We start from the raw sequence: 17,090 nt of genomic DNA on the forward strand, positions 1-17,090 counted from the left end.
TCGGCTTTTTCAGTTTGTAGGCGCGGTCGCCGACGAAGACGACCACGCCGATGTGGGTCTCGGTGACGGCGGCACCCTCCACCGGCTTCACGCCCTCGGGAAGGAGGTGGGACGGGTGTCGTCGTGGTCGTAGGCGAGGTCGTGGACGACGTCGACGACGCCCTCCGTCGCGGCGGTCATGCGCACGATGATCGGGATGAGGCTCTTCTGCTCGACGCGTCCGATGATGTGAACGACCCCTTCCTGAACGCGGACGTTCACCTCGGCCGGGTCCTGCCAGAGCCGGTGGATCAGGACGTCGCGGACGATCTCGTCGCGGATGTCGGCGTCGGAGCGGTGGAAGACGCGCAGCAGGTCGCGGCGGGCCACGATGCCGGTCAGCCGCCCGTCGTCGCCGACGACCGGGAGGGCCTTGAAACCGTGGGCGTTCAGCAGCCGGGCGGCCTCGGCGATCGTGGTGTGCGCGGCGACGGCGACGACCGGGCTGCTCATCAGCCCGCGGGCGTCGACCGCCCGCGCCTTGGCTTCGGCCTGAGCGGGCCGCCGCAGCCGACGGGGGCCTGGTCGGGCGTCGCCTTTGCGTTCCTGCTTGTAGAGCAGGTCGGCCTCGGTGACGATGCCGGTGAGGCGGCGGTCGCCGTCCACGACGGGGACCGCGCTGACGCGGTGCTCGGTCATCGCGTCGGCGATCTCGGTGAACGGGGCGTCCCCGGTCACCGTCACGACGCGCCTGGTCATGACGTCCGCGACCGTCAGGCGTTTCATCGCTCTCTCCTCTCGGTCACCTCCACCGTCCCGCCCGGGCGGGCGGCGGGTCAGTGCCGAGCGTCCTTCGCGGCCGGGACCTTCGGCCCCGCCGCCGAGCGGCCCGATCCGGCGACGTCCCTCCCTCCGTACCCGGGACCTTCGGCTCTTACCTGCGGAAACGAGGCGATCGACACTGAAGGTGGGTGAGGACCCGACCTGGAAAGGGGTGGCCCGATGAGTGAGATGAGGGTCGTTCACCGCGAGGGCGACGCCTTCGCCGTGCTCGTCCGCGATCACGTGATCCACGTGGACCAGCCGTACGCGGCGGGCGGCATGGACGCGGGCCCGACGCCGGTCGAGCTGTTCGTGGCGTCCCTGGCCGCCTGCGCGGCACATTACGCGCGGCGGTACCTGGTGCGGCGCCACCTGCCGGCGGACGGGCTGGAGGTGACCGTCGGCTTCACCATGAGCGCGGGCGCCCCCGCCCGGGTGTCCCGGGTCGAGGTGCGGCTGCGCCCTCCCGTCCGGCTGTCGGACGAGGACACCGGCGGGCTGCTGGCCGCCGTGACGGGCTGCACCGTCCACAACTCGATCTTGGATCCGCCGCGCGTCGACGTGCGGTTGGAGAACGAGGTCACAGCCGCCTGACCCGGCGGGAGGGAGGTCCTGCTCCGAGGGGTCGTTCGGCCCTGGGAGCCATGCCTCACCGGGCGGTGGGATGGAGACGACCTCAGAAGGAGGAGGACGTCATGAGCCAGGTCCTCGTCGGTTATGACGGAACGAGCGAGAGCGAGCTGGCGCTGCGGTGGGCGGTGCGGGAGGCCCGGCTGCGGCGGTTGCCGCTGACGGTCTGCCATGTCTGGCGCTGGCCGTTCCCCGTAAGCCACATCGACTACGAGGGGGTCGCCATCATCAAGAGGATGGGGGAGCACCTCCTCGACCACGGGGTGGCGTTGGCGCGGGAGCTGGCGCCCGAACTGGACGTGCGCTGGCGGCTGGACAACGGTAGCGCCTACGCCGCGCTCATGAGCGCTGGACATGACGCCGACCTCATCGTGGTGGGCTCCCACGCGCCGGACGAGATGCCGGTGGGTTCGACCGCGCTGCGGGTGTCCACTCGGGCGAACCGTCCGGTCGTGGCCGTGCGGTCGCCCGACTCGCGCGACGGTCTGGTGGTCGTGGGCGTCGACGGCTCGGCGGGCGCGGACGCCGCGCTGGCGTTCGGCTTCGAGGAGGCGGCGCTGCGCGGCTGGCGGCTGCGGGCGGTATATGGCTGCTGGGAGCCCGGCGCGGCTCCGGACGGGGATCTGTCGCTGTTCGGCGACGAGGACAGGCTGCGCCGCGTCTGCGGGCGCGTCCTCGAGCGGGCGGTCGCGCCGTGGCTCGTGAAGTATCCCCACGTCCAGGCCACGACGTCGCTGGTGCTGAAGTCGCCGCGCGAGGCGCTGTTCGAGGCCGCCGAGGACGCCGGCCTCGCGGTGGTGGGCGCGCGCGGCACCGGCGTGGTCGAGGCGCTGACCCTCGGCGCGACCAGCGACGCCCTGCTCAAGCACGCCCCCTGCACGGTGGCCGTCGTCCCGCAGCGGTTCATGTGACGTCACGGGGCCCCACCGGCCCCGTGCTCGCGGGGTTCTGGAGATTCGGAGGGAGGACGAGTCAGGTGACCATGGTGACGGCGGACGATCTCAAGCGCGAGCCGTTCCTGAGCGGGATGCGGACCGCCGATCTGACGCGGCTGGCGACCGCGGCCCGGTTCACCGTCGTCCCCGAGGGGCGGCGCCTCTTCGAGGAGCGGACTCCGGCCGAGCGGTTCTGGTTGCTCCAGGAGGGGACGGTGGACGTCGACCTGCACACGCCCGACCGCGGGCGGGTCGTCATCGAGACGTTGGGCCCGGGTTCCGTGGTGGGCTGGTCGTGGCTGTTCCGCCCGCACCTGTGGCGGTTCGGGGGAGTCGCGACCACGCCGGTCACGGGGATCGAGTTCGACGGGCGGCTGGCCCGGACGCTCTGCGCGATCGATCCATCGCTGGGGTACGAGCTGACACGCCGCTTCGGCGAACTGATCGTCGAACGACTTGAGGCCGCCCGGACATGGTTGACAACGCCCACAGGGACACCCCCAACCCCGTCGGCGATGCTCTGAGAGATCGACGGTGACTCCGCCCGGGTGCGCAGGGGCACTCGCCAGGCCGCCTCGTCACCGTCCCGAACGGTCGAGGCGAGAGAAGCCCTCCGCCGCTTAGGCAGCGTTTCGAGCTGGACGGTGCGTGGTCTCCCACTTCTCCGTCCCATTCCTGGGCTTCTCTCGCCGATTACATTCCACCGCGCCGGAGCGACGGCGACCAGGGACGAAGGTCCCTACGGCCGCGCGGGCGCTCGCGCGTCGGAGGCCGCCCACCGGTCCAGGCAGCGGGACCTTCGCCCCTAGGGGGCCCCGCGGCCTCGACGGATGCTGGCCCCATGGAACTCAAGGAGACGCTGGGCGACGAGGCGCAGTTCCTCCTCGCCCACGAATGCGAAACGATCTCGCGTGACCGGTTGCAGCTTCCGGGGCCCGACTTCGTCGACCGGGTGCTCGCCGCGAGTGACCGGCCGCCGGCCGTCCTGCGCAATCTGCAGCACGTGTTCGACACCGGCCGCTTGGCGGGCACCGGGTACCTGTCGATACTCCCGGTCGACCAAGGCGTCGAGCATTCGGCGGCCGCGTCGTTCGCCCCGAACCCCGCCTACTTCGACCCGGCGAACCTGTGCCAGTTGGCCGTTGAGGCGGGCTGCAACGCCATCGCCAGCACCGTCGGCGTCCTCGGAATGACATCCCGTCGCTACGCGCATCGGATCCCATTCATCGCCAAGCTCAACCACAACCAGCTCCTCAGCTACCCCAACACCTATGACCAGGTCATGTTCGCCTCCGTCCGGCAGGCCTTCGACCTCGGCGCCGTCGCCGTCGGAGCCACCGTCTACTTCGGCGCGCCGGACAGCATGCGGCAGCTCCAGGAGGTGCGGGAGGCGTTCGCGCACGCGCACGAGCTGGGCATGTTCACTGTCCTGTGGGCCTACCTGCGCAACGGTGCGTTCAAGAAGGACGACGTCGACTACCACGTCAGCGCCGACCTGACCGGACAGGCCAACCATCTGGCGGCCACCGTCGAAGCCGACATCGTCAAGCAGAAGCAGCCGGAGAACAACGGCGGGTTCCGCGCGCTCGGCTTCGGTAAGACCGACGACCGCGTGTACGACGAGCTGACCACGTCCCACCCCGTCGACCTCACCCGCTGGCAGGTCGCCAACTGCTACATGGGGCGGGTCGGTCTGATCAATTCCGGCGGCGCGTCGGCGGGTGGAGGGGATCTGTCCAAGGCCGTTCGTACCGCGGTCGTCAACAAGCGGGCGGGCGGCATGGGCCTGATCGTCGGGCGCAAGTCGTTCCAGCGCCCCCGGGAAGAGGGCGTCGCGCTCATCCACGCGGTCCAGGACGTCTACCTCGACGACTCCGTCACCATCGCCTGACCGCGGGCAGGCCCATGGAGCAGGCGGCCTCTGCGGCGACCGGGCAGAGGGCGACCTCGCTGGCCCGCCGGCTCGAGCTGTTCACCCTGGACGGCTGCGTCGCCTACCTCACCCGCCGAGGCTGACCGGTCGTCCGGGTCGTCGGCCCCGCGGGCGAGGGACCTCCGGCCCTGCCGGGCTCGCTGTCGGACTCGGACGATGAAAGTGAAGGCCCCAGTCGAGGAGGCTCGCCATGAAGGCCAAGGAATGGAGCGTGGAGCTCTACATCACCGAGGACGGCACGGACACCGTCGCCCGCGCGGTCCTGTTCAGCGGTGGCGAGAAGAAGACCACCGGACGCGGCCGCGCGCGCCGCAACCCGGCCGACCGCGAGGTCCCGGAGATCGGCGACGAGCTGGCCGTGAGCCGCGCCCTGGCCGACCTCGCCGACCGGCTCCACCACGTCGCCGGTGAGGACATCGCGCAGCTCGCGGGCCCGGCATGAGCCCCGATCGGGACGCGCCCGGGTCTTCCCGTCCGGCCGTCTCGACCGGATCCCCGCGGCTGCACTACCTCGTGGTGCTGGCCATCGCGTCGGCGGTGACGTCCGGGGCCCTGCGGCTCGGTGTCGCTCCCCGCGTCGTCCTGCTCTGCGCGGCCGCCGTGGCGGTCCTTCCCCTGACGGCGAGGTTCGGGATCGCCGTGCACGCCGCCAGGCGGACCCGGCACGCCGGCGCGGGGCGCAGGCGCGCGCGCCACGGCCCCCGGTCGCCGTGACCCCGCGACCGAGGACGGCGGCGGCCGCCCGCGACCGGGACCGTGGTCATCCGGCCCTTGGACCGCCTCCGGCAGGGCAGAAGTGATGGAGCAGAGACGACAGGGGAGGCGTCATGCCGACAGTCCGCGATCTTCTGGACAGGTTTCGTCCGGCCGGGGCTCCAGGAGCGGCGGCCGTCGCCGTTCCCGCGGACCGGCGGGCCGTCCTCGCCGCCGAGCTCGAACCGGTCTTCGCGCTGCTCACCGGGGTGGAGGACGACCGGCGCCGCATCGCCGACGAGGCGGAGACGGGCGCGCGCGCCGCGCGTGCCGCCGCCCGCGAGCGGGCGGCGGTCCTGGTGGAGGAGGCCAGACGCGAGGCCGCCGCGGTCAGGGCGGCGGCCCGCGCCGCCGTCGAGCGGAGCGCGGCCGAGGACCGGCGGGCCCTGATGGCCGCCGCGCGGGATGAGGCCGCGCGAGTCGAGGCCGTCGCCGCGGCACGGTCGCCGGAGCTGGTCGGCCGGGCCGTGCGCGCCGTCGACGTCCTGCTGGGCGGGGGGACCGCGTCCCCCGGGGAGGAGGCGTGAGCGCCGGATGGGTGGCCGGTCGGGTCCGGGCGCGGGGGCTCGCGCGGCGGCGGCTCGGCCCGGGGCGCGCCAGGTCGCTCGCGGGATGCGGCTCGCTGCACGACGCGCTCGCGAGCCTCGCGGCGACGCCCTACGGACACGGTGTCGCCGAAGGCCAGGATCTCGCGTCGGCGCAGCACGCGGTCGCGGAGACGCTGCTCTGGCATCTGCGGGTGCTGGCGGGCTGGCTGCCCCGGGGCGGCGCGGCGGCCCTGCGGGCGGTGGCCGGATGGTTCGAGCTCGCCAACGTCGACGGCCTGCTGCAGCGGCTGGACGGCCGCCCCGCGGAGGAGCCGTACGTCCTCGGCGCCCTGGGGACGGCATGGCCGCGCCTGCGGGACGCCCGCGACATCGCGGAACTGCGTGAGCGCCTCGCCGCCAGCTCGTGGGGGGACCCGGGCGAGACCGATCCCTGGGCGATCCGGCTGTTCCTCCGCCTGTCGTGGGCGGCCCGCGTGCACGGGCTCGGCGGACGGGCCACCGCCTGGGCCTCCGGGGCCGCCGCCGTCCTCGTGGCGGGCGAACGGTTCGGGGCCGGGCGGGAGCTCTCCCCGGCCGCGTCCGAGCGGGCCGCCAGGCTGCTCGGCCGATCGGCGGTGGGCGCGTCCGCGCTCGGCGCCATGACCGCCCGGCTCGACCGGGACGCGCGCTGGCCCCTCGCGGGCGTCGACGACCCGGCCGAGCTGTGGCGGGCCGAGGCCCGCTGCTGGAGGCGCCTGGACCGGGACGGTGAGCTGCTGCTGCGCGGCTCGGAGTTCGGCGCCGGACCGGTGCTGGGCGCGGCGGGCGTGCTGGCGGTGGACGCGTGGCGGGTCCGGGCCGCGCTGGAGGTGGCGGCGCGGGGCGGCGGGCCGATCGGAGCCTACGATGCGGTGGCCTGAGAGCTTGCGGCCCGTGCGGATGGCGCGGGTCGCCGTGGTGGCGCCGCTGGACTCGCTGCGGGACGCCCTGGCGCGGACCGCCGACGCCGGCGTCGTCGAATTCGACCTCCCGCCCGAGCGGGGCCCGCGGGGCGAGGCGGCGCAGGCGTTGCGGCACGCCGGGGGAGGGACCCGCGGGGCGGCGATCCTTCAGACGGCCCCGGACCTGGACGAGCTGGCCGCCGGGCGGCGTTTCGATCTGCTCGCGGGGGAGGCTGACCTGCAGGAGCACGCGGCCGCGGCGTTCCGCAGGGAGGGTGTCGCGGCGCTGGCCGGATGGACCCCCGAGGCGACCCGGACCGAGCTGGCGGCGAGGCTCGCCGAGACCGGCGCCGCCGTGGTGCCGCTCCCGCATCCGCGCGGCGCCGAGGCGCCGACCCTGCTGCCGGAGGCGTCCCGTGCGACCGGCGGGCGGGGATCGCTCGCGCCCCTGGTCGAGACCTACGGGACCGTGCCGTACGCCGATCTGGACCCGACGCCGCTCGCGTGGGCGGCGTACGTGCTGATGTTCGGGATGATGTTCGGCGACGTCGGGCACGGGCTGATGCTGGTCGCCGCCGCGGTGGCGCTGCTGGCCGGGCGCCCCCGACGTTTCTCTAGGTTGCGGCGGGTGTGGCCGTTCGTGCTGGGCGCCGGGGTGACCGGCACGGTCTTCGGGGTGCTGTACGGCGAGTTCTTCGGGCCGACGCACGTCATCCCGGAGGTGTGGCTCGCTCCGCTCGACGCCCCGGTCGAGTTGCTGGTCGCGGCGATCGGCGTGGGTGCCGTCCTGCTGGCCGGCGCGTACGCGATCGGCATCGTGAACCGGTGGCGGGAGGGCGGTTGGCCGGTCGCGCTGTACGAGCCGTCCGGCATCGCCGGGGCCGCGGCCTTCCTCGGCCTCGGAGCCCTGGCCGGCGGCGCCTACCTCGGCTTGCTCCCGCTCGCCGCCACCGGCGGGGTGCTCGGGACGCTCGGTCTCGGCCTGGCCTTCACCGGCTTCCTCGCCTCCGGCGGTGGCGGCGGCACCGGCGTGGTCGAGGCCGTCGTCGAACTGTTCGACCTGGTCGTGCGGCTGGGGGCGAACCTGGTGTCGTTCGCGCGGCTCGCGGCCTTCGGGCTCACCCACGCGGCCCTCGCCGGGATCGTCTGGTCCGGGACGGCCGCCCTCTGGGGACGGGGCGGTGTGCTCGCCGTCCTCGCCCCGCTCGTGTTCGCCGCGGGCACCGCCGTGACGTTCGCCCTGGAGGCGCTCGTCGCCGGGGTCCAGGCGCTCCGGCTGGAGTACTACGAGCTGTTCTCGCGGCTCTTCCTGACCCAGGGCCGTCCGTTCCGGCCCTGGCACATACCCATGATCACGCAGGAGGTGGACGGCTCATGTCCGCAGAAATGATCACGACGGCGCAGGCCGCGGCCTCGAACTGGGCCCCCTATCTCGGCACCGGGATCGCGGTCGCCGGTGCCGCAGTCGGCGCCGGGATCGCGGTGGCCTACGTCGGCGCAGCGGCGCTCGCCGCGATGAGCGAGCGGCCCGAGCTGTTCGGGCGCGCGATGGTGATCGTCGGCCTCGCCGAGGGCATCGCCATCTACGGGCTGATCATCGGCATCATCCTGATCGGGAAGGCGTGAGGGCCATGGCGCACATCGCCGTCATCGGAGAGCGCGCCCGCGTGGAGGGGTGGGCCCTCGGCGGGGCCCTGGCCGTCCCCGCGGACGACCCGGACGAGGTCCGCGCGGCCTGGCACGCGCTCGACGACGACGTGTCGGTCGTCGTGCTGACCCCCGCGGCCGCCCGGTGCCTCGAAGAGGAACGAGAGCGGCACCCGGACGCCGTACTGATCGTGGTGACCCCGCCATGACCGGCGTCCCCGGCGCCGAGGCGGCGCTGGCGCCGGTGCGCGACGCGCTCCTCGCCCGCGCCCGCGAGCGGGCGGCGGACGTCCGCGCGGACGCCGAGCGGGAGGCGGCCGCGACCCTCGCGGCGGCCCGCCGCGAGGCCGCGCGGATCCTGGACGAGGCACGCGCGGCGGGCCGCGCGGACGGGGCGGCGGCCGGCGCCGCCGAACGTTCGCGGACGCGGAACCAGGCCCGCACGGTCGTGCTGGCGGCTCGCAGGCGGGCTTACGACGAGCTGTGCCGCCAGGTCCGGGCGGAGATGCGCGCGTTGTGCGCGGGCGCGGGCGGCCCGGAGACCGTCCGCAGGCTGAAGGCGACGGCGCGACGGCGGCTCGGGCCCGCGGCGCGGACCGCGGAGGCGCCCGGCGGCGGGCTGGTCGCGCGGACCGCCCACGCCGAGCTCGACCTGTCCGCGGACGTCCTCGCCGAGCGGGCGGTGGCGGCGCTGGGAGCGGAGGTGGCACGGCTGTGGGACACGAGGTGATACGGGTCAGCGGCCCCCTGGTGGAGGTGACGGGCGCGGTGGGCGCGGCGATGGGCGACGTGGTCGAAGTGGGAGGGCATCTCCTGCCCGGTGAGATCGTCGCCCTGGACGGCGACGTCGCCACCGTCCAGGCGTACGAGTACACCGGGGGGCTTGCGCCGGGCGCACCCGGCCGCACCACCGGGCGGGCGCTGTCCGCGCCGCTCGGCCCGCATCTGCTCGGCGGGGTGTACGACGGGCTGTTGCGGCCGCTCTCGTCCGCGGGGGTCTGGCTCGATCCGGCACGGCGCGCTTTCGGCGGCGACGGTCCGGCCGCGGGCGACGGCCGGGCCGTCGAGCTCTGGCCGATCCGCGAACCCCGCCCCTACGCCGAGCGGCTGGACGCGAGCGTGCCCCTGCACACCGGCCAGCGCGTCGTCGACCAGCTCTTCCCCGTGCCGCGCGGCGGGACCGTCGCCGTTCCCGGCGGTTTCGGCACCGGCAAGACCATGCTGCTGCAGCAGATCGCCAAATGGTGCGACGCCGACGTCATCGTCTACGTCGGCTGCGGCGAGCGCGGTAACGAGATGGCCGACGTGCTCGCCGAGCTGGCCGCGCTCGAAGACCCGCGGACCGGGGGTCGGCTGGCCGACCGCACCGTCGTCATCGCCAACACCTCCAACATGCCGATGATGGCGCGCGAGGCGGGCGTCTACAGCGGTGTCACCGTCGCCGAGTACTTCCGTGACCAGGGCGAGGACGCCGTCGTCATCGCCGACTCGACGTCCCGCTGGGCCGAGGCGCTGCGCGAGTTCGCCTCCCGCGGCGGCGAGCTGCCGGGCGAGGAGGGGTACCCGGCCGCGCTGCCGTCGGCGCTCGCCGCGTTCTACGAGAGGGCCGGACGGGTCCGCACGCCGCACGGCGCCGAGGGGTCCGTCACGATCATCGGCGCGGTGTCCCCGCCGGGAGGCGACATGACCGAGCCCGTCACCGCCTACACCGAGCGCTTCGTCCGCGCGCGGTGGAGCCTGGACAAGGACCTGGCCTATTCGCGGCACTACCCGGCCGTGTCCTGGGCGGGTTCGTTCGCCCGCGACGACGCCGCGCTCGCCCGCCACCACGCCGCCGCCGGCGATCCCGACTGGGCGGCCAGACGCGCCCGCACGGCGGCTCTCCTGGCCGAGTCCGACCGCCTGGCCGCGCTCGCCGAGCTCGTCGGCGCCGGCACCCTGCCAGGCCACGAGCGCATGGTGCTGCTGGCGGGACGGCTGCTGCGCGAGGGCGTCCTCCAGCAGAGCGCGCTCAGCCCCCGCGACGCCTTCTGCGCCCCGGAACGGGGCGCCGCCCTGACCGACGCCGTGCTCGCGGTCGTCGACCGCTGCCAGGCGGCGGTCGACCGGGGCGTCCCGGCAAGCGCCGTCGAGGAGCAGGACTTCTCACCGATCGTGCGGGCCCGCGAGGACGCGGCCACCGTGGCGGACGTCCACGCCCGCCGCGAGGCGATGCTGAACCGGTTGGGGGAACTGCGATGACCGGGAACGACGGTGCGCCGGAGCGGTCCGGCGAAGCCTCGCGCGCCGACGGCGGCCGGTGGGCGAGACCGGCGTACACGCGTGTCTCGCGGGTCCACGGGCCGCTGATGGTGGTCCGCGACGCCGAGGGCGTCGGCTGGGACGAGTTCGCCGACATCCGGCTCGACTCGGGCGAGGCGCGGCACGGGCTCGTGCTCGACACCGCGCGCGACCAGGTGCTCGTCCAGGTGCTGGAGGGGACCGGCGGGATGCGCTTCGAGGGCACCCGGGTCGCCTTCAGCGGAACCCCGCTGCGCGTCCCGGTCGGGACGTCCTGGCTGGGGCGGGTCTGCGACGGGCTCGGCGCCCCGCTGGACGGGGGCCCGCCCATCATGGCCGACGCCGACGCGCCGGCCGCGGGCGTCCCGCTCAATCCCGTCCATCGCGAGCCACCGGCCGAGCCTGTCCTGACCGGAGTCTCGGCCATCGACGCCCTCACGACCCTCGCCCGCGGGCAGAAGCTGCCGATCTTCTCCCGCGCCGGACTCCCGCACCTGGAGCTGGCCGCGCAGATCGCCGCCCAGGCCTCGGCGGGCGGCGATCCGTTCTGCGTCGTCTTCGCCGCCATGGGACTGACCCGCGCCGACGCCGCCGCCGTCCGCGACACCCTGGAGGACCGCTCGGCCGCGGGCGACCTCGTGCTGCTGCTCAACCTCGCCGACGCGCCCGTCATCGAGCGGATCCTGACGCCCCGCATCGCGCTGACCGTGGCCGAGCACCTGGCCTTCGAGGAGGGGCGGCACGTCCTGGTCGTCATGGGCGACATGACCGCCTATTGCGAAGCGCTGCGCGAGGTGTCGGCCGCGCGCGGGGAGATCCCGGCGCGGCGGGCCTATCCCGGTTACCTCTACAGCGACCTCGCCTCCCTGTACGAGCGCTGCGGACGCGTCCGCGGCAGGCCCGGCTCGGTCACCCTGATACCGGTCCTGACGATGCCCGGCGGCGACATCACCCACCCGGTGCCCGACCTCACCGGATACATCACCGAAGGCCAGATCGTCCTCTCCGAGGACCTGCACGCACGCGGCGTGTACCCGCCCGTCGACGCGCTGGAATCGCTGTCGCGGCTGATGCGCAAGGCCGCAGGGCCGAACCGCACCCGCGACGACCACCTGGACGTGGCCGCCCAGGTCCTCGCCGCACTGGCCAGGGCCCGCCACGCGCACGACCTCGGAGAACTCGTCGGTTCCGGCGCGCTCAGCGAGACCGACCGCCGCTACCTGGACTTCGAGCGCGCCTACCAGGAGATTCTCGTCTCGCAGGGAGTCGCCGAGCTCCGTCCGCTGGCCGAGACCCTGGACCGGGCCTGGCGGGCACTGGCCGCCCTGCCCCGGCGCGAACTCACGATGCTGCCGGGGGCGATGATCGACGCCCACCGCACCGAGGAGACCCGGTGACCGGCCGACCGCCGCAGGGGCGCGCCGGACGCCTCTGGCTCCGGCAGCGCATCGGGCTCGCCGAGGACGCCGTCGAACTCCTCCAGCGGAGCTGACCATCCTGCGAGACCAGCGGGACAGGATGCGCCTGCTCGCAGCCCGCACGCAAGAGGAATGGCACCGCCGTTGCGCGGAGGCGGACGAGACCCTGCTCCGCGCCACCCTGCTCGGCGGTCGCCGGGTGCTCCCCCTGGTCTCCGGCGGGCGACTCGCGGACGTGAGCGTGGAGTACGCCGACTCCATGGGGGTGAGGTATCCCGCGCGCATCGTCTTCGAGCCGCCCGCCGAAACCGCGCGCGCACCGGGCGGCACCGCGCTGGCCGCCGCCCGGCGGGCCTGCGAGGCGGCCCTGGAGGCCGCCTGCGCCCACGCCGCCGCCACCGCGGCGGTCGCCGCCCTCGACGCCGAGGTCGCGGCCACCGGGCAGCGGGTCCGCGCGATCGAGCGCCGCCGCCTGCCCCGGTTGCGGGACGCGCTGGCCGGCATCGAGTTCGCGCTGGAGGAACGGGAACGCGAGGACGGCGCCCGGCTGCGCCGCCTCACCACCAAGAACCGATCATGAAGGCGTGCCTCCCGCTCGCCGAGACGCCCGGCGCGGGTGTCAGGGCGGGGAGCGTCGTCTCCTCTTCGGGGACATCGCCGAACACATCTTGGACGAGTCCAGGGTCCCTTCGCGCCGAGGCCGGGACGAAGGGCCCTTTCCGGCCGTGAGGTGCGCCTCGGATAGTCACTAGCAGAGCGCCTTCCAGCCGGGACGGCGGCCTACGTTCGGCGACGGCGCCGGCGAACCGGGAGGGGCCATGACCGACGACATCGGTGAGCGGGTCCGGAGTGGACGGGCGGCGGGCGTTCTCGCGGCGCGGGCGGTCGGGGTCCGCAAGGTCTACGGCCATGGGGACAACGAGGTACGCGCCCTGGACGGCGTCACGGTCGAGTTCGCATCCGGCCAGTTCACCGCCGTGATGGGGCCGAGCGGCTCGGGCAAGTCGACTCTGCTGCACTGCCTGGCGGGGCTGGACCGGGTGAGCGCCGGCCGGATCTGGATCGGGGACACCGAGCTGAGCGGCCTGTCCGACCGGCGGCTCACCCTGCTGCGCCGCGAGAAGGTCGGCTTCGTGTTCCAGGCGTTCAACCTGATCCCGACCCTGACCGCCGCCGAGAACATCGAGCTGCCGCTGGCCATCGCCGGCAGGCGGCCCGAGCGGGCCTGGTACGACCGGGTGATCGACGCGGTCGGGCTGCGGGCCCGGCTGGGGCATCGTCCGGCGCAGATGTCCGGCGGGGAGCAGCAGCGTGTCGCCGGCGCCCGGGCGCTGGTCTCCAGGCCGACGATCATCTTCGCCGACGAACCCACCGGCAACCTCGATTCCAGGTCGAGCGCGGAAATGCTGCGCTTCATGCGCCGGTCGGTGGACGAGTTCGGGCAGACGATCGTGATGGTGACCCACGACCCGGCCGCGGCCGCCTATTCCGACCGGGTGCTGTTCCTGGCCGACGGCCGCATCGTCGACGAGATGGGCGATCCCACCGCCGAGAAGGTGCTCGACCTGATGAAGCGGCTCGGTGGCTGATCCCGATGTGGAAACTGACTCTGAAGGGGCTCTTGTCCCACAAGCTGCGGCTGATGCTGACGGCGCTGGCGATCGTGCTCGGGGTGGGATTCGTCACCGGCACCTACGTGCTCACCGACACCGTCAACAAGACCTTCGACGAGCTCTTCACCCAGGTCACCAAGGGCGTCGACGTCGCGGTGCGCACCAGGGCCGCCTTCGTCGGCCAGAACGGCGAGCAGCGGGGGCCGATGCCCGCCGCACTGCGGGACCGGATAGCCGGGACGCGGGGAGTCAAGGCCGTCGAGGGCTCGGTGAGCGGCTACGCCCAGTTCGTCGGCAAGGACGGCAGGCCGGTGACCACGGGCGGCGCGCCGACGATCGGCGTCTCGCTGGGCGCGGTGCCGGAGTTGCAGGCGTCCGGGACGGTCCGTGCGGGGCACCGGCCCAGCGGTCCGGACGAGGTCGCCGTGGACGCCCGCACCGCCGAGCGGGAGGGCTTTCGCGTCGGCGACCGCGTGAAGATCCTCTTCCAGGGGCGGCCGGGCGAGTTCACCGTGGTCGGGGTCATCGGTTTCGGCAAGGCCGACAGCCTCGCGGGCGCCACGCTCGCCGGCTTCGACCTGCCCACCGCGCAACGGGTGCTCAACCGTCCTGGCGTCTATGACGAGATCGACGTGGTCGCCGCTCCGGGGACCGACGCCGCGGCGCTGCGCGACCGCGTCCAGGCCCGGGTCGGGGGGACCTACCAGGTGCTCACCGGCGAGCAGCTCGCCGAGGAGAACAGCAGGAGCATCGCCGAATTCACCAAGATCATCAACTATGCGCTGCTGGCGTTCGCCGGCATCGCGCTGTTCGTCGGCTCGTTCATCATCGTCAACACCTTCTCGATCATCCTCGCCCAGCGGACGCGCGAGTCGGCGCTGCTGCGCTGCCTCGGCGCGTCCCGGCGCCAGCTCCTGGCCTCCGTGCTCGGCGAGGCGTCCATCGTGGGCCTCGCGGCCTCGCTCATCGGGCTGGGGGTCGGCGTGCTGATCGCCGTCGCGCTGAACGCCGCGTTCGCCGCGCTCGGCGTCGACCTGCCCTCGACCACGCTGGTGGTCCGGCCGCGGACGGTCGCGGTGTCGCTGCTCGTCGGTCTCGTCGTGACCGTGGTCGCGTCCGTGCTGCCGGCGGTCCGGGCCACGCGGGTGCCGCCGGTGGCGGCCCTTCGGGAGCGGGTCGTGACGGAGCGCGACCACGGCGTCCGCCGCCGCGCCCTGACCGGCGGCCTGATCTCCGCGACCGGCGCGGCGCTGCTGCTGAACGGGCTCTTCGCCGGGCGGGGCGACCGGCTGCTGAACGTCTCCGCCGGCGCGCTGGCGGTCTTCCTCGGCATCGCCGCGCTCAGCCCCCTCATCGTCCGGCCGCTGGCCAGGCTGCTCGGCTGGCCGTTCGCGCGGTGGGCGGGGGAGCCGGGCCGGCTCGCCCGCCAGAACGCGATGCGCAGTCCGCGGCGGACCGCGTCGACGGCCGCCGCGCTGATGATCGGCCTCGCGCTGGTCAGCGTCGTCGCGATCTTCGCCTCATCGATCAAGGCGTCGGTCAGCGGCGTCCTGGACGAGACGATGACCGCGGACTACATCCTCACCGGCCCGTCCGGCGGAGGGCAGGGATTCAGCCCCGAGGTGGTGAGGCGCCTGACGGCGCAGCCCGAGATCGAGTCGGCCAGCGGCCTGCGGCTCGGCCTGTTCAAGCTCGACGGCGGGACGCAGCGGCTCGCCGGCGTGGACCCGATCGCCTACAGCAGGACCGTCCGGACCGAGACCGTGTCCGGAGACCTCGCCGACATGGCCGGCGGCGGCATCGCGGTACGGGAGAGGACCGCCGAGGAGCACGGCTGGAAGGTGGGGGACACCGTCGCGATGGAGTTCCCGGTCGGCGGGGTCCAACGGCTGCCGATCAAGGCGATCTTCAAGGACAACCGGCTCAACGACGCCTACCTGCTGGCGATGACCGACTACACCCGGCACTACGCCGACCAGCTCGACTCCCTGGCGTTCGTCAAGGCCGCGGAGGGGGTACCGGCGGCCGCCGCCCGCGCCGCGGTCGAGCGGGCCGTCCGCGACTTCCCCGTGGTCCAGGTCAAGGACCAGGCGCAGTACAAGCGGGACCAGGCGCGGCAGATCGACCAGATCCTGGCACTGTTCTACGTCCTGCTCGCCCTGGCCGTGATCATCGCCTTCATCGGGATCGTCAACACGCTGGCGCTGTCGGTCCTCGAACGGGTACGCGAGCTCGGCCTGCTCCGCGCGGTCGGCATGACCAGGGCGCAGCTCCGCGCGATGGTCCGCTGGGAAGCCGTGATCATCGCGGTGTTCGGCGGCGTGCTCGGACTGGCCGTCGGCGTCGTCTTCGGCTGGACGCTGGTGCGCGCACTGCGCGGTCAGGGCATCACGGAGTTCGCCGTCCCCGTGGGCACGCTGCTCGCCTTCCTGGCCGCCGCGGCCCTGGCCGGCGTCCTGGCCGCGGTGTTCCCCGGCCGCCGCGCCGCCAGGATCGACATCCTCCGCGCAGTCACCGCCGAATGAAACGGTCACAATGATGAACCAATCTCTGCGGAATTCCGGCTCGGCGAGCGCGATCGCGGTGGCCCTGGGCGCCGCGCTGTTCGGCGCGCCCTCCGCGACGGCCGCCACGCGTGTTCAGGACAGCCCGGCTTACCGCGTCGTCGATCTGGGGAGCCTGACCGCGGGTGGCCGCTCTGAGGCGTACGCGGTGAACGAGTCCGGCCATGCGGCCGGGCAAAGCGACGATCACGCCGCGCTCTGGCGCGACGGCCGCGTCATCGACCTCGGGGTGCTGCCGGGTGGGCTGTTCAGCGTCGCGACCGACCTGAACGACCGCGATGAGGTCGTCGGATTCAGCATGACGCCGGGCGGTACGCACGCCTTCCTCTGGAAGGACGGGCGGATGCGCGATCTCGGAACGCTTCCGGGCGGTGGTGACAGCTATGCCGAGGGCATCAACAACGTCGGCGACGTCGTCGGCAACAGCACCGTCCCCGGCGGGAACGCCCGGCATGCCTTCCGGTGGCACGCGGGCCGCATGATCGATCTGGATCCCGCTGGACAGGCGTCATTCGCCCGGGACATCACCGACGACGGCTGGATCGTGGGCCACCGCTACCTGCCCGAGGACCCCATGAACGGGCGTGCGACGGCATGGCGGCACGATGTGCCCGTCACCCTCGTGCCGGACGCCCCGTCCTACCCGGCGGCGGCCAACGAACGGCACCGGGTCGCCCTGAACGACAGCGGCGGGCACGCCTCGATCTGGCGCCGCGGGGTTCTGGTCCCGCTGGCCTCACCGCCCGGCGAGTTCGCTCAGGTCCATGCGATCAACAACCTGGACCAGGTCGCGGGCTTCATCGACGCCGAGGCCGTGGTCTGGCGACGGGGCGGGCCCGTCTCGCTGCCCAGGCTGCCCGGCGGAGGTTCGGCCGCGGCCTACGGCATCAACGATCGCGGCCAGCTCGTCGGCGCCTCCGCGACGTCCCCCGACGGCTCGAACCTCCACGCGGTCCTCTGGACCCGATGAGCTACTAGGAATACCTCTCCACCCGGGGTGCCCCCGCGGCCGGTCTTGGCCACGTCGGCGGGCGCCTCATCCGGGCGG

At 73.9% G+C, this 17,090-nt stretch carries 19 protein-coding genes; 18 read left to right on the forward strand and 1 reads right to left on the reverse strand.

The window, feature by feature from the left end:
- Nucleotides 1-87: 87 nt before the first annotated feature.
- Nucleotides 88-765 carry a CBS domain-containing protein gene (locus ACH01S_RS15550; RefSeq protein WP_067891530.1) on the reverse strand — a complete coding sequence of 226 codons (678 nt, stop codon included), beginning with the start codon at nt 763-765 and terminating at the stop codon, nt 88-90.
- 216 nt (nt 766-981) lie between these two features.
- Here ACH01S_RS15550 and ACH01S_RS15555 point away from each other — a divergent pair, with 216 nt between their 5' ends.
- From ACH01S_RS15555 to ACH01S_RS15640, 18 genes are all read left to right on the forward strand, one after another.
- A complete protein-coding gene (locus ACH01S_RS15555) occupies nt 982-1,395 on the forward strand; it encodes an OsmC family protein (RefSeq protein WP_067891533.1) in 414 nt (137 codons plus the stop codon).
- 101 nt (nt 1,396-1,496) lie between these two features.
- The gene (locus ACH01S_RS15560) at nt 1,497-2,342 is read left to right on the forward strand and encodes a universal stress protein (RefSeq protein ID WP_067891535.1); all 846 of its coding nucleotides are present in this window, start codon (nt 1,497-1,499) and stop codon (nt 2,340-2,342) included.
- A 71-nt stretch (nt 2,343-2,413) separates the two neighbouring features.
- Entirely contained in the window at nt 2,414-2,890 is a 477-nt protein-coding gene (locus ACH01S_RS15565) for a cyclic nucleotide-binding domain-containing protein (protein ID WP_067891954.1), read from the forward strand.
- 317 nt (nt 2,891-3,207) lie between these two features.
- The gene (locus ACH01S_RS15570; protein WP_067891538.1) at nt 3,208-4,257 is read left to right on the forward strand and encodes a class I fructose-bisphosphate aldolase; all 1,050 of its coding nucleotides are present in this window, start codon (nt 3,208-3,210) and stop codon (nt 4,255-4,257) included.
- Between the two features lie 232 nt (nt 4,258-4,489).
- Nucleotides 4,490-4,741 carry a DUF1876 domain-containing protein gene (locus ACH01S_RS15575; protein WP_067891540.1) on the forward strand — a complete coding sequence of 84 codons (252 nt, stop codon included), beginning with the start codon at nt 4,490-4,492 and terminating at the stop codon, nt 4,739-4,741.
- Nucleotides 4,738-5,013 carry a hypothetical protein gene (locus ACH01S_RS15580; protein WP_067891543.1) on the forward strand — a complete coding sequence of 92 codons (276 nt, stop codon included), beginning with the start codon at nt 4,738-4,740 and terminating at the stop codon, nt 5,011-5,013. The genes ACH01S_RS15575 and ACH01S_RS15580 overlap by 4 nt, the downstream gene beginning before the upstream one ends.
- A 113-nt stretch (nt 5,014-5,126) precedes the next feature.
- Nucleotides 5,127-5,579 (forward strand): hypothetical protein, encoded by a 453-nt coding sequence (locus tag ACH01S_RS15585; protein ID WP_083980726.1) that lies wholly within the window; start codon nt 5,127-5,129, stop codon nt 5,577-5,579.
- Complete coding sequence (locus ACH01S_RS15590; protein WP_067891546.1) at nt 5,576-6,499, forward strand: hypothetical protein; 924 nt, start codon at nt 5,576-5,578, stop codon at nt 6,497-6,499. Before ACH01S_RS15585 ends, ACH01S_RS15590 begins: the two co-directional genes overlap by 4 nt.
- Before the next feature lie 19 nt (nt 6,500-6,518).
- Nucleotides 6,519-7,910 (forward strand): V-type ATPase 116kDa subunit family protein, encoded by a 1,392-nt coding sequence (locus tag ACH01S_RS15595; RefSeq protein ID WP_067891548.1) that lies wholly within the window; start codon nt 6,519-6,521, stop codon nt 7,908-7,910.
- Entirely contained in the window at nt 7,895-8,146 is a 252-nt protein-coding gene (locus ACH01S_RS15600) for an ATP synthase subunit C-like protein (RefSeq protein WP_083980727.1), read from the forward strand. The genes ACH01S_RS15595 and ACH01S_RS15600 overlap by 16 nt, the downstream gene beginning before the upstream one ends.
- A 5-nt stretch (nt 8,147-8,151) precedes the next feature.
- Nucleotides 8,152-8,376 carry a V-type ATP synthase subunit F gene (locus tag ACH01S_RS15605; RefSeq protein WP_067891551.1) on the forward strand — a complete coding sequence of 75 codons (225 nt, stop codon included), beginning with the start codon at nt 8,152-8,154 and terminating at the stop codon, nt 8,374-8,376.
- Nucleotides 8,373-8,897 carry a V-type ATP synthase subunit E family protein gene (locus ACH01S_RS15610; protein WP_067891554.1) on the forward strand — a complete coding sequence of 175 codons (525 nt, stop codon included), beginning with the start codon at nt 8,373-8,375 and terminating at the stop codon, nt 8,895-8,897. The genes ACH01S_RS15605 and ACH01S_RS15610 overlap by 4 nt, the downstream gene beginning before the upstream one ends.
- Complete coding sequence (locus ACH01S_RS15615) at nt 8,882-10,408, forward strand: V-type ATP synthase subunit A (protein ID WP_067891556.1); 1,527 nt, start codon at nt 8,882-8,884, stop codon at nt 10,406-10,408. Before ACH01S_RS15610 ends, ACH01S_RS15615 begins: the two co-directional genes overlap by 16 nt.
- Nucleotides 10,405-11,844 carry a V-type ATP synthase subunit B gene (locus ACH01S_RS15620; RefSeq protein WP_083980728.1) on the forward strand — a complete coding sequence of 480 codons (1,440 nt, stop codon included), beginning with the start codon at nt 10,405-10,407 and terminating at the stop codon, nt 11,842-11,844. Before ACH01S_RS15615 ends, ACH01S_RS15620 begins: the two co-directional genes overlap by 4 nt.
- A 121-nt stretch (nt 11,845-11,965) precedes the next feature.
- A complete protein-coding gene (locus tag ACH01S_RS15625) occupies nt 11,966-12,445 on the forward strand; it encodes a V-type ATP synthase subunit D (protein WP_083980729.1) in 480 nt (159 codons plus the stop codon).
- Nucleotides 12,446-12,683: 238 nt separating this feature from the next.
- Entirely contained in the window at nt 12,684-13,454 is a 771-nt protein-coding gene (locus ACH01S_RS15630) for an ABC transporter ATP-binding protein (protein WP_067891558.1), read from the forward strand.
- Nucleotides 13,455-13,486: 32 nt separating this feature from the next.
- Entirely contained in the window at nt 13,487-16,003 is a 2,517-nt protein-coding gene (locus ACH01S_RS15635) for an ABC transporter permease (protein ID WP_169809272.1), read from the forward strand.
- Nucleotides 16,004-16,016: 13 nt separating this feature from the next.
- Nucleotides 16,017-17,012 carry a hypothetical protein gene (locus tag ACH01S_RS15640; protein WP_169809273.1) on the forward strand — a complete coding sequence of 332 codons (996 nt, stop codon included), beginning with the start codon at nt 16,017-16,019 and terminating at the stop codon, nt 17,010-17,012.
- The last annotated feature ends 78 nt before the right edge of the window (nt 17,013-17,090 follow it).

It is taken from the genome of Actinomadura chibensis NBRC 106107 (assembly GCF_001552135.1).
GTDB lineage: Bacteria > Actinomycetota > Actinomycetes > Streptosporangiales > Streptosporangiaceae > Spirillospora > Spirillospora chibensis.

Excerpts from the sequence above, each read along its gene's own strand:
- ACH01S_RS15550 (WP_067891530.1), bottom strand. The coding sequence starts at position 765 with ATGAAACGCCTGACGGTCGCGGACGTCATGACCAGGCGCGTCGTGACG.
- ACH01S_RS15555 (WP_067891533.1), top strand. The coding sequence starts at position 982 with ATGAGTGAGATGAGGGTCGTTCACCGCGAGGGCGACGCCTTCGCCGTG.
- ACH01S_RS15560 (WP_067891535.1), top strand. The coding sequence starts at position 1,497 with ATGAGCCAGGTCCTCGTCGGTTATGACGGAACGAGCGAGAGCGAGCTG.
- ACH01S_RS15565 (WP_067891954.1), top strand. The coding sequence starts at position 2,414 with ATGGTGACGGCGGACGATCTCAAGCGCGAGCCGTTCCTGAGCGGGATG.
- ACH01S_RS15570 (WP_067891538.1), top strand. The coding sequence starts at position 3,208 with ATGGAACTCAAGGAGACGCTGGGCGACGAGGCGCAGTTCCTCCTCGCC.
- ACH01S_RS15575 (WP_067891540.1), top strand. The coding sequence starts at position 4,490 with ATGAAGGCCAAGGAATGGAGCGTGGAGCTCTACATCACCGAGGACGGC.
- ACH01S_RS15580 (WP_067891543.1), top strand. The coding sequence starts at position 4,738 with ATGAGCCCCGATCGGGACGCGCCCGGGTCTTCCCGTCCGGCCGTCTCG.
- ACH01S_RS15585 (WP_083980726.1), top strand. The coding sequence starts at position 5,127 with ATGCCGACAGTCCGCGATCTTCTGGACAGGTTTCGTCCGGCCGGGGCT.
- ACH01S_RS15595 (WP_067891548.1), top strand. The coding sequence starts at position 6,519 with ATGGCGCGGGTCGCCGTGGTGGCGCCGCTGGACTCGCTGCGGGACGCC.
- ACH01S_RS15600 (WP_083980727.1), top strand. The coding sequence starts at position 7,895 with ATGTCCGCAGAAATGATCACGACGGCGCAGGCCGCGGCCTCGAACTGG.
- ACH01S_RS15605 (WP_067891551.1), top strand. The coding sequence starts at position 8,152 with ATGGCGCACATCGCCGTCATCGGAGAGCGCGCCCGCGTGGAGGGGTGG.
- ACH01S_RS15610 (WP_067891554.1), top strand. The coding sequence starts at position 8,373 with ATGACCGGCGTCCCCGGCGCCGAGGCGGCGCTGGCGCCGGTGCGCGAC.
- ACH01S_RS15620 (WP_083980728.1), top strand. The coding sequence starts at position 10,405 with ATGACCGGGAACGACGGTGCGCCGGAGCGGTCCGGCGAAGCCTCGCGC.
- ACH01S_RS15625 (WP_083980729.1), top strand. The coding sequence starts at position 11,966 with ATGCGCCTGCTCGCAGCCCGCACGCAAGAGGAATGGCACCGCCGTTGC.
- ACH01S_RS15630 (WP_067891558.1), top strand. The coding sequence starts at position 12,684 with ATGACCGACGACATCGGTGAGCGGGTCCGGAGTGGACGGGCGGCGGGC.
- ACH01S_RS15640 (WP_169809273.1), top strand. The coding sequence starts at position 16,017 with ATGAACCAATCTCTGCGGAATTCCGGCTCGGCGAGCGCGATCGCGGTG.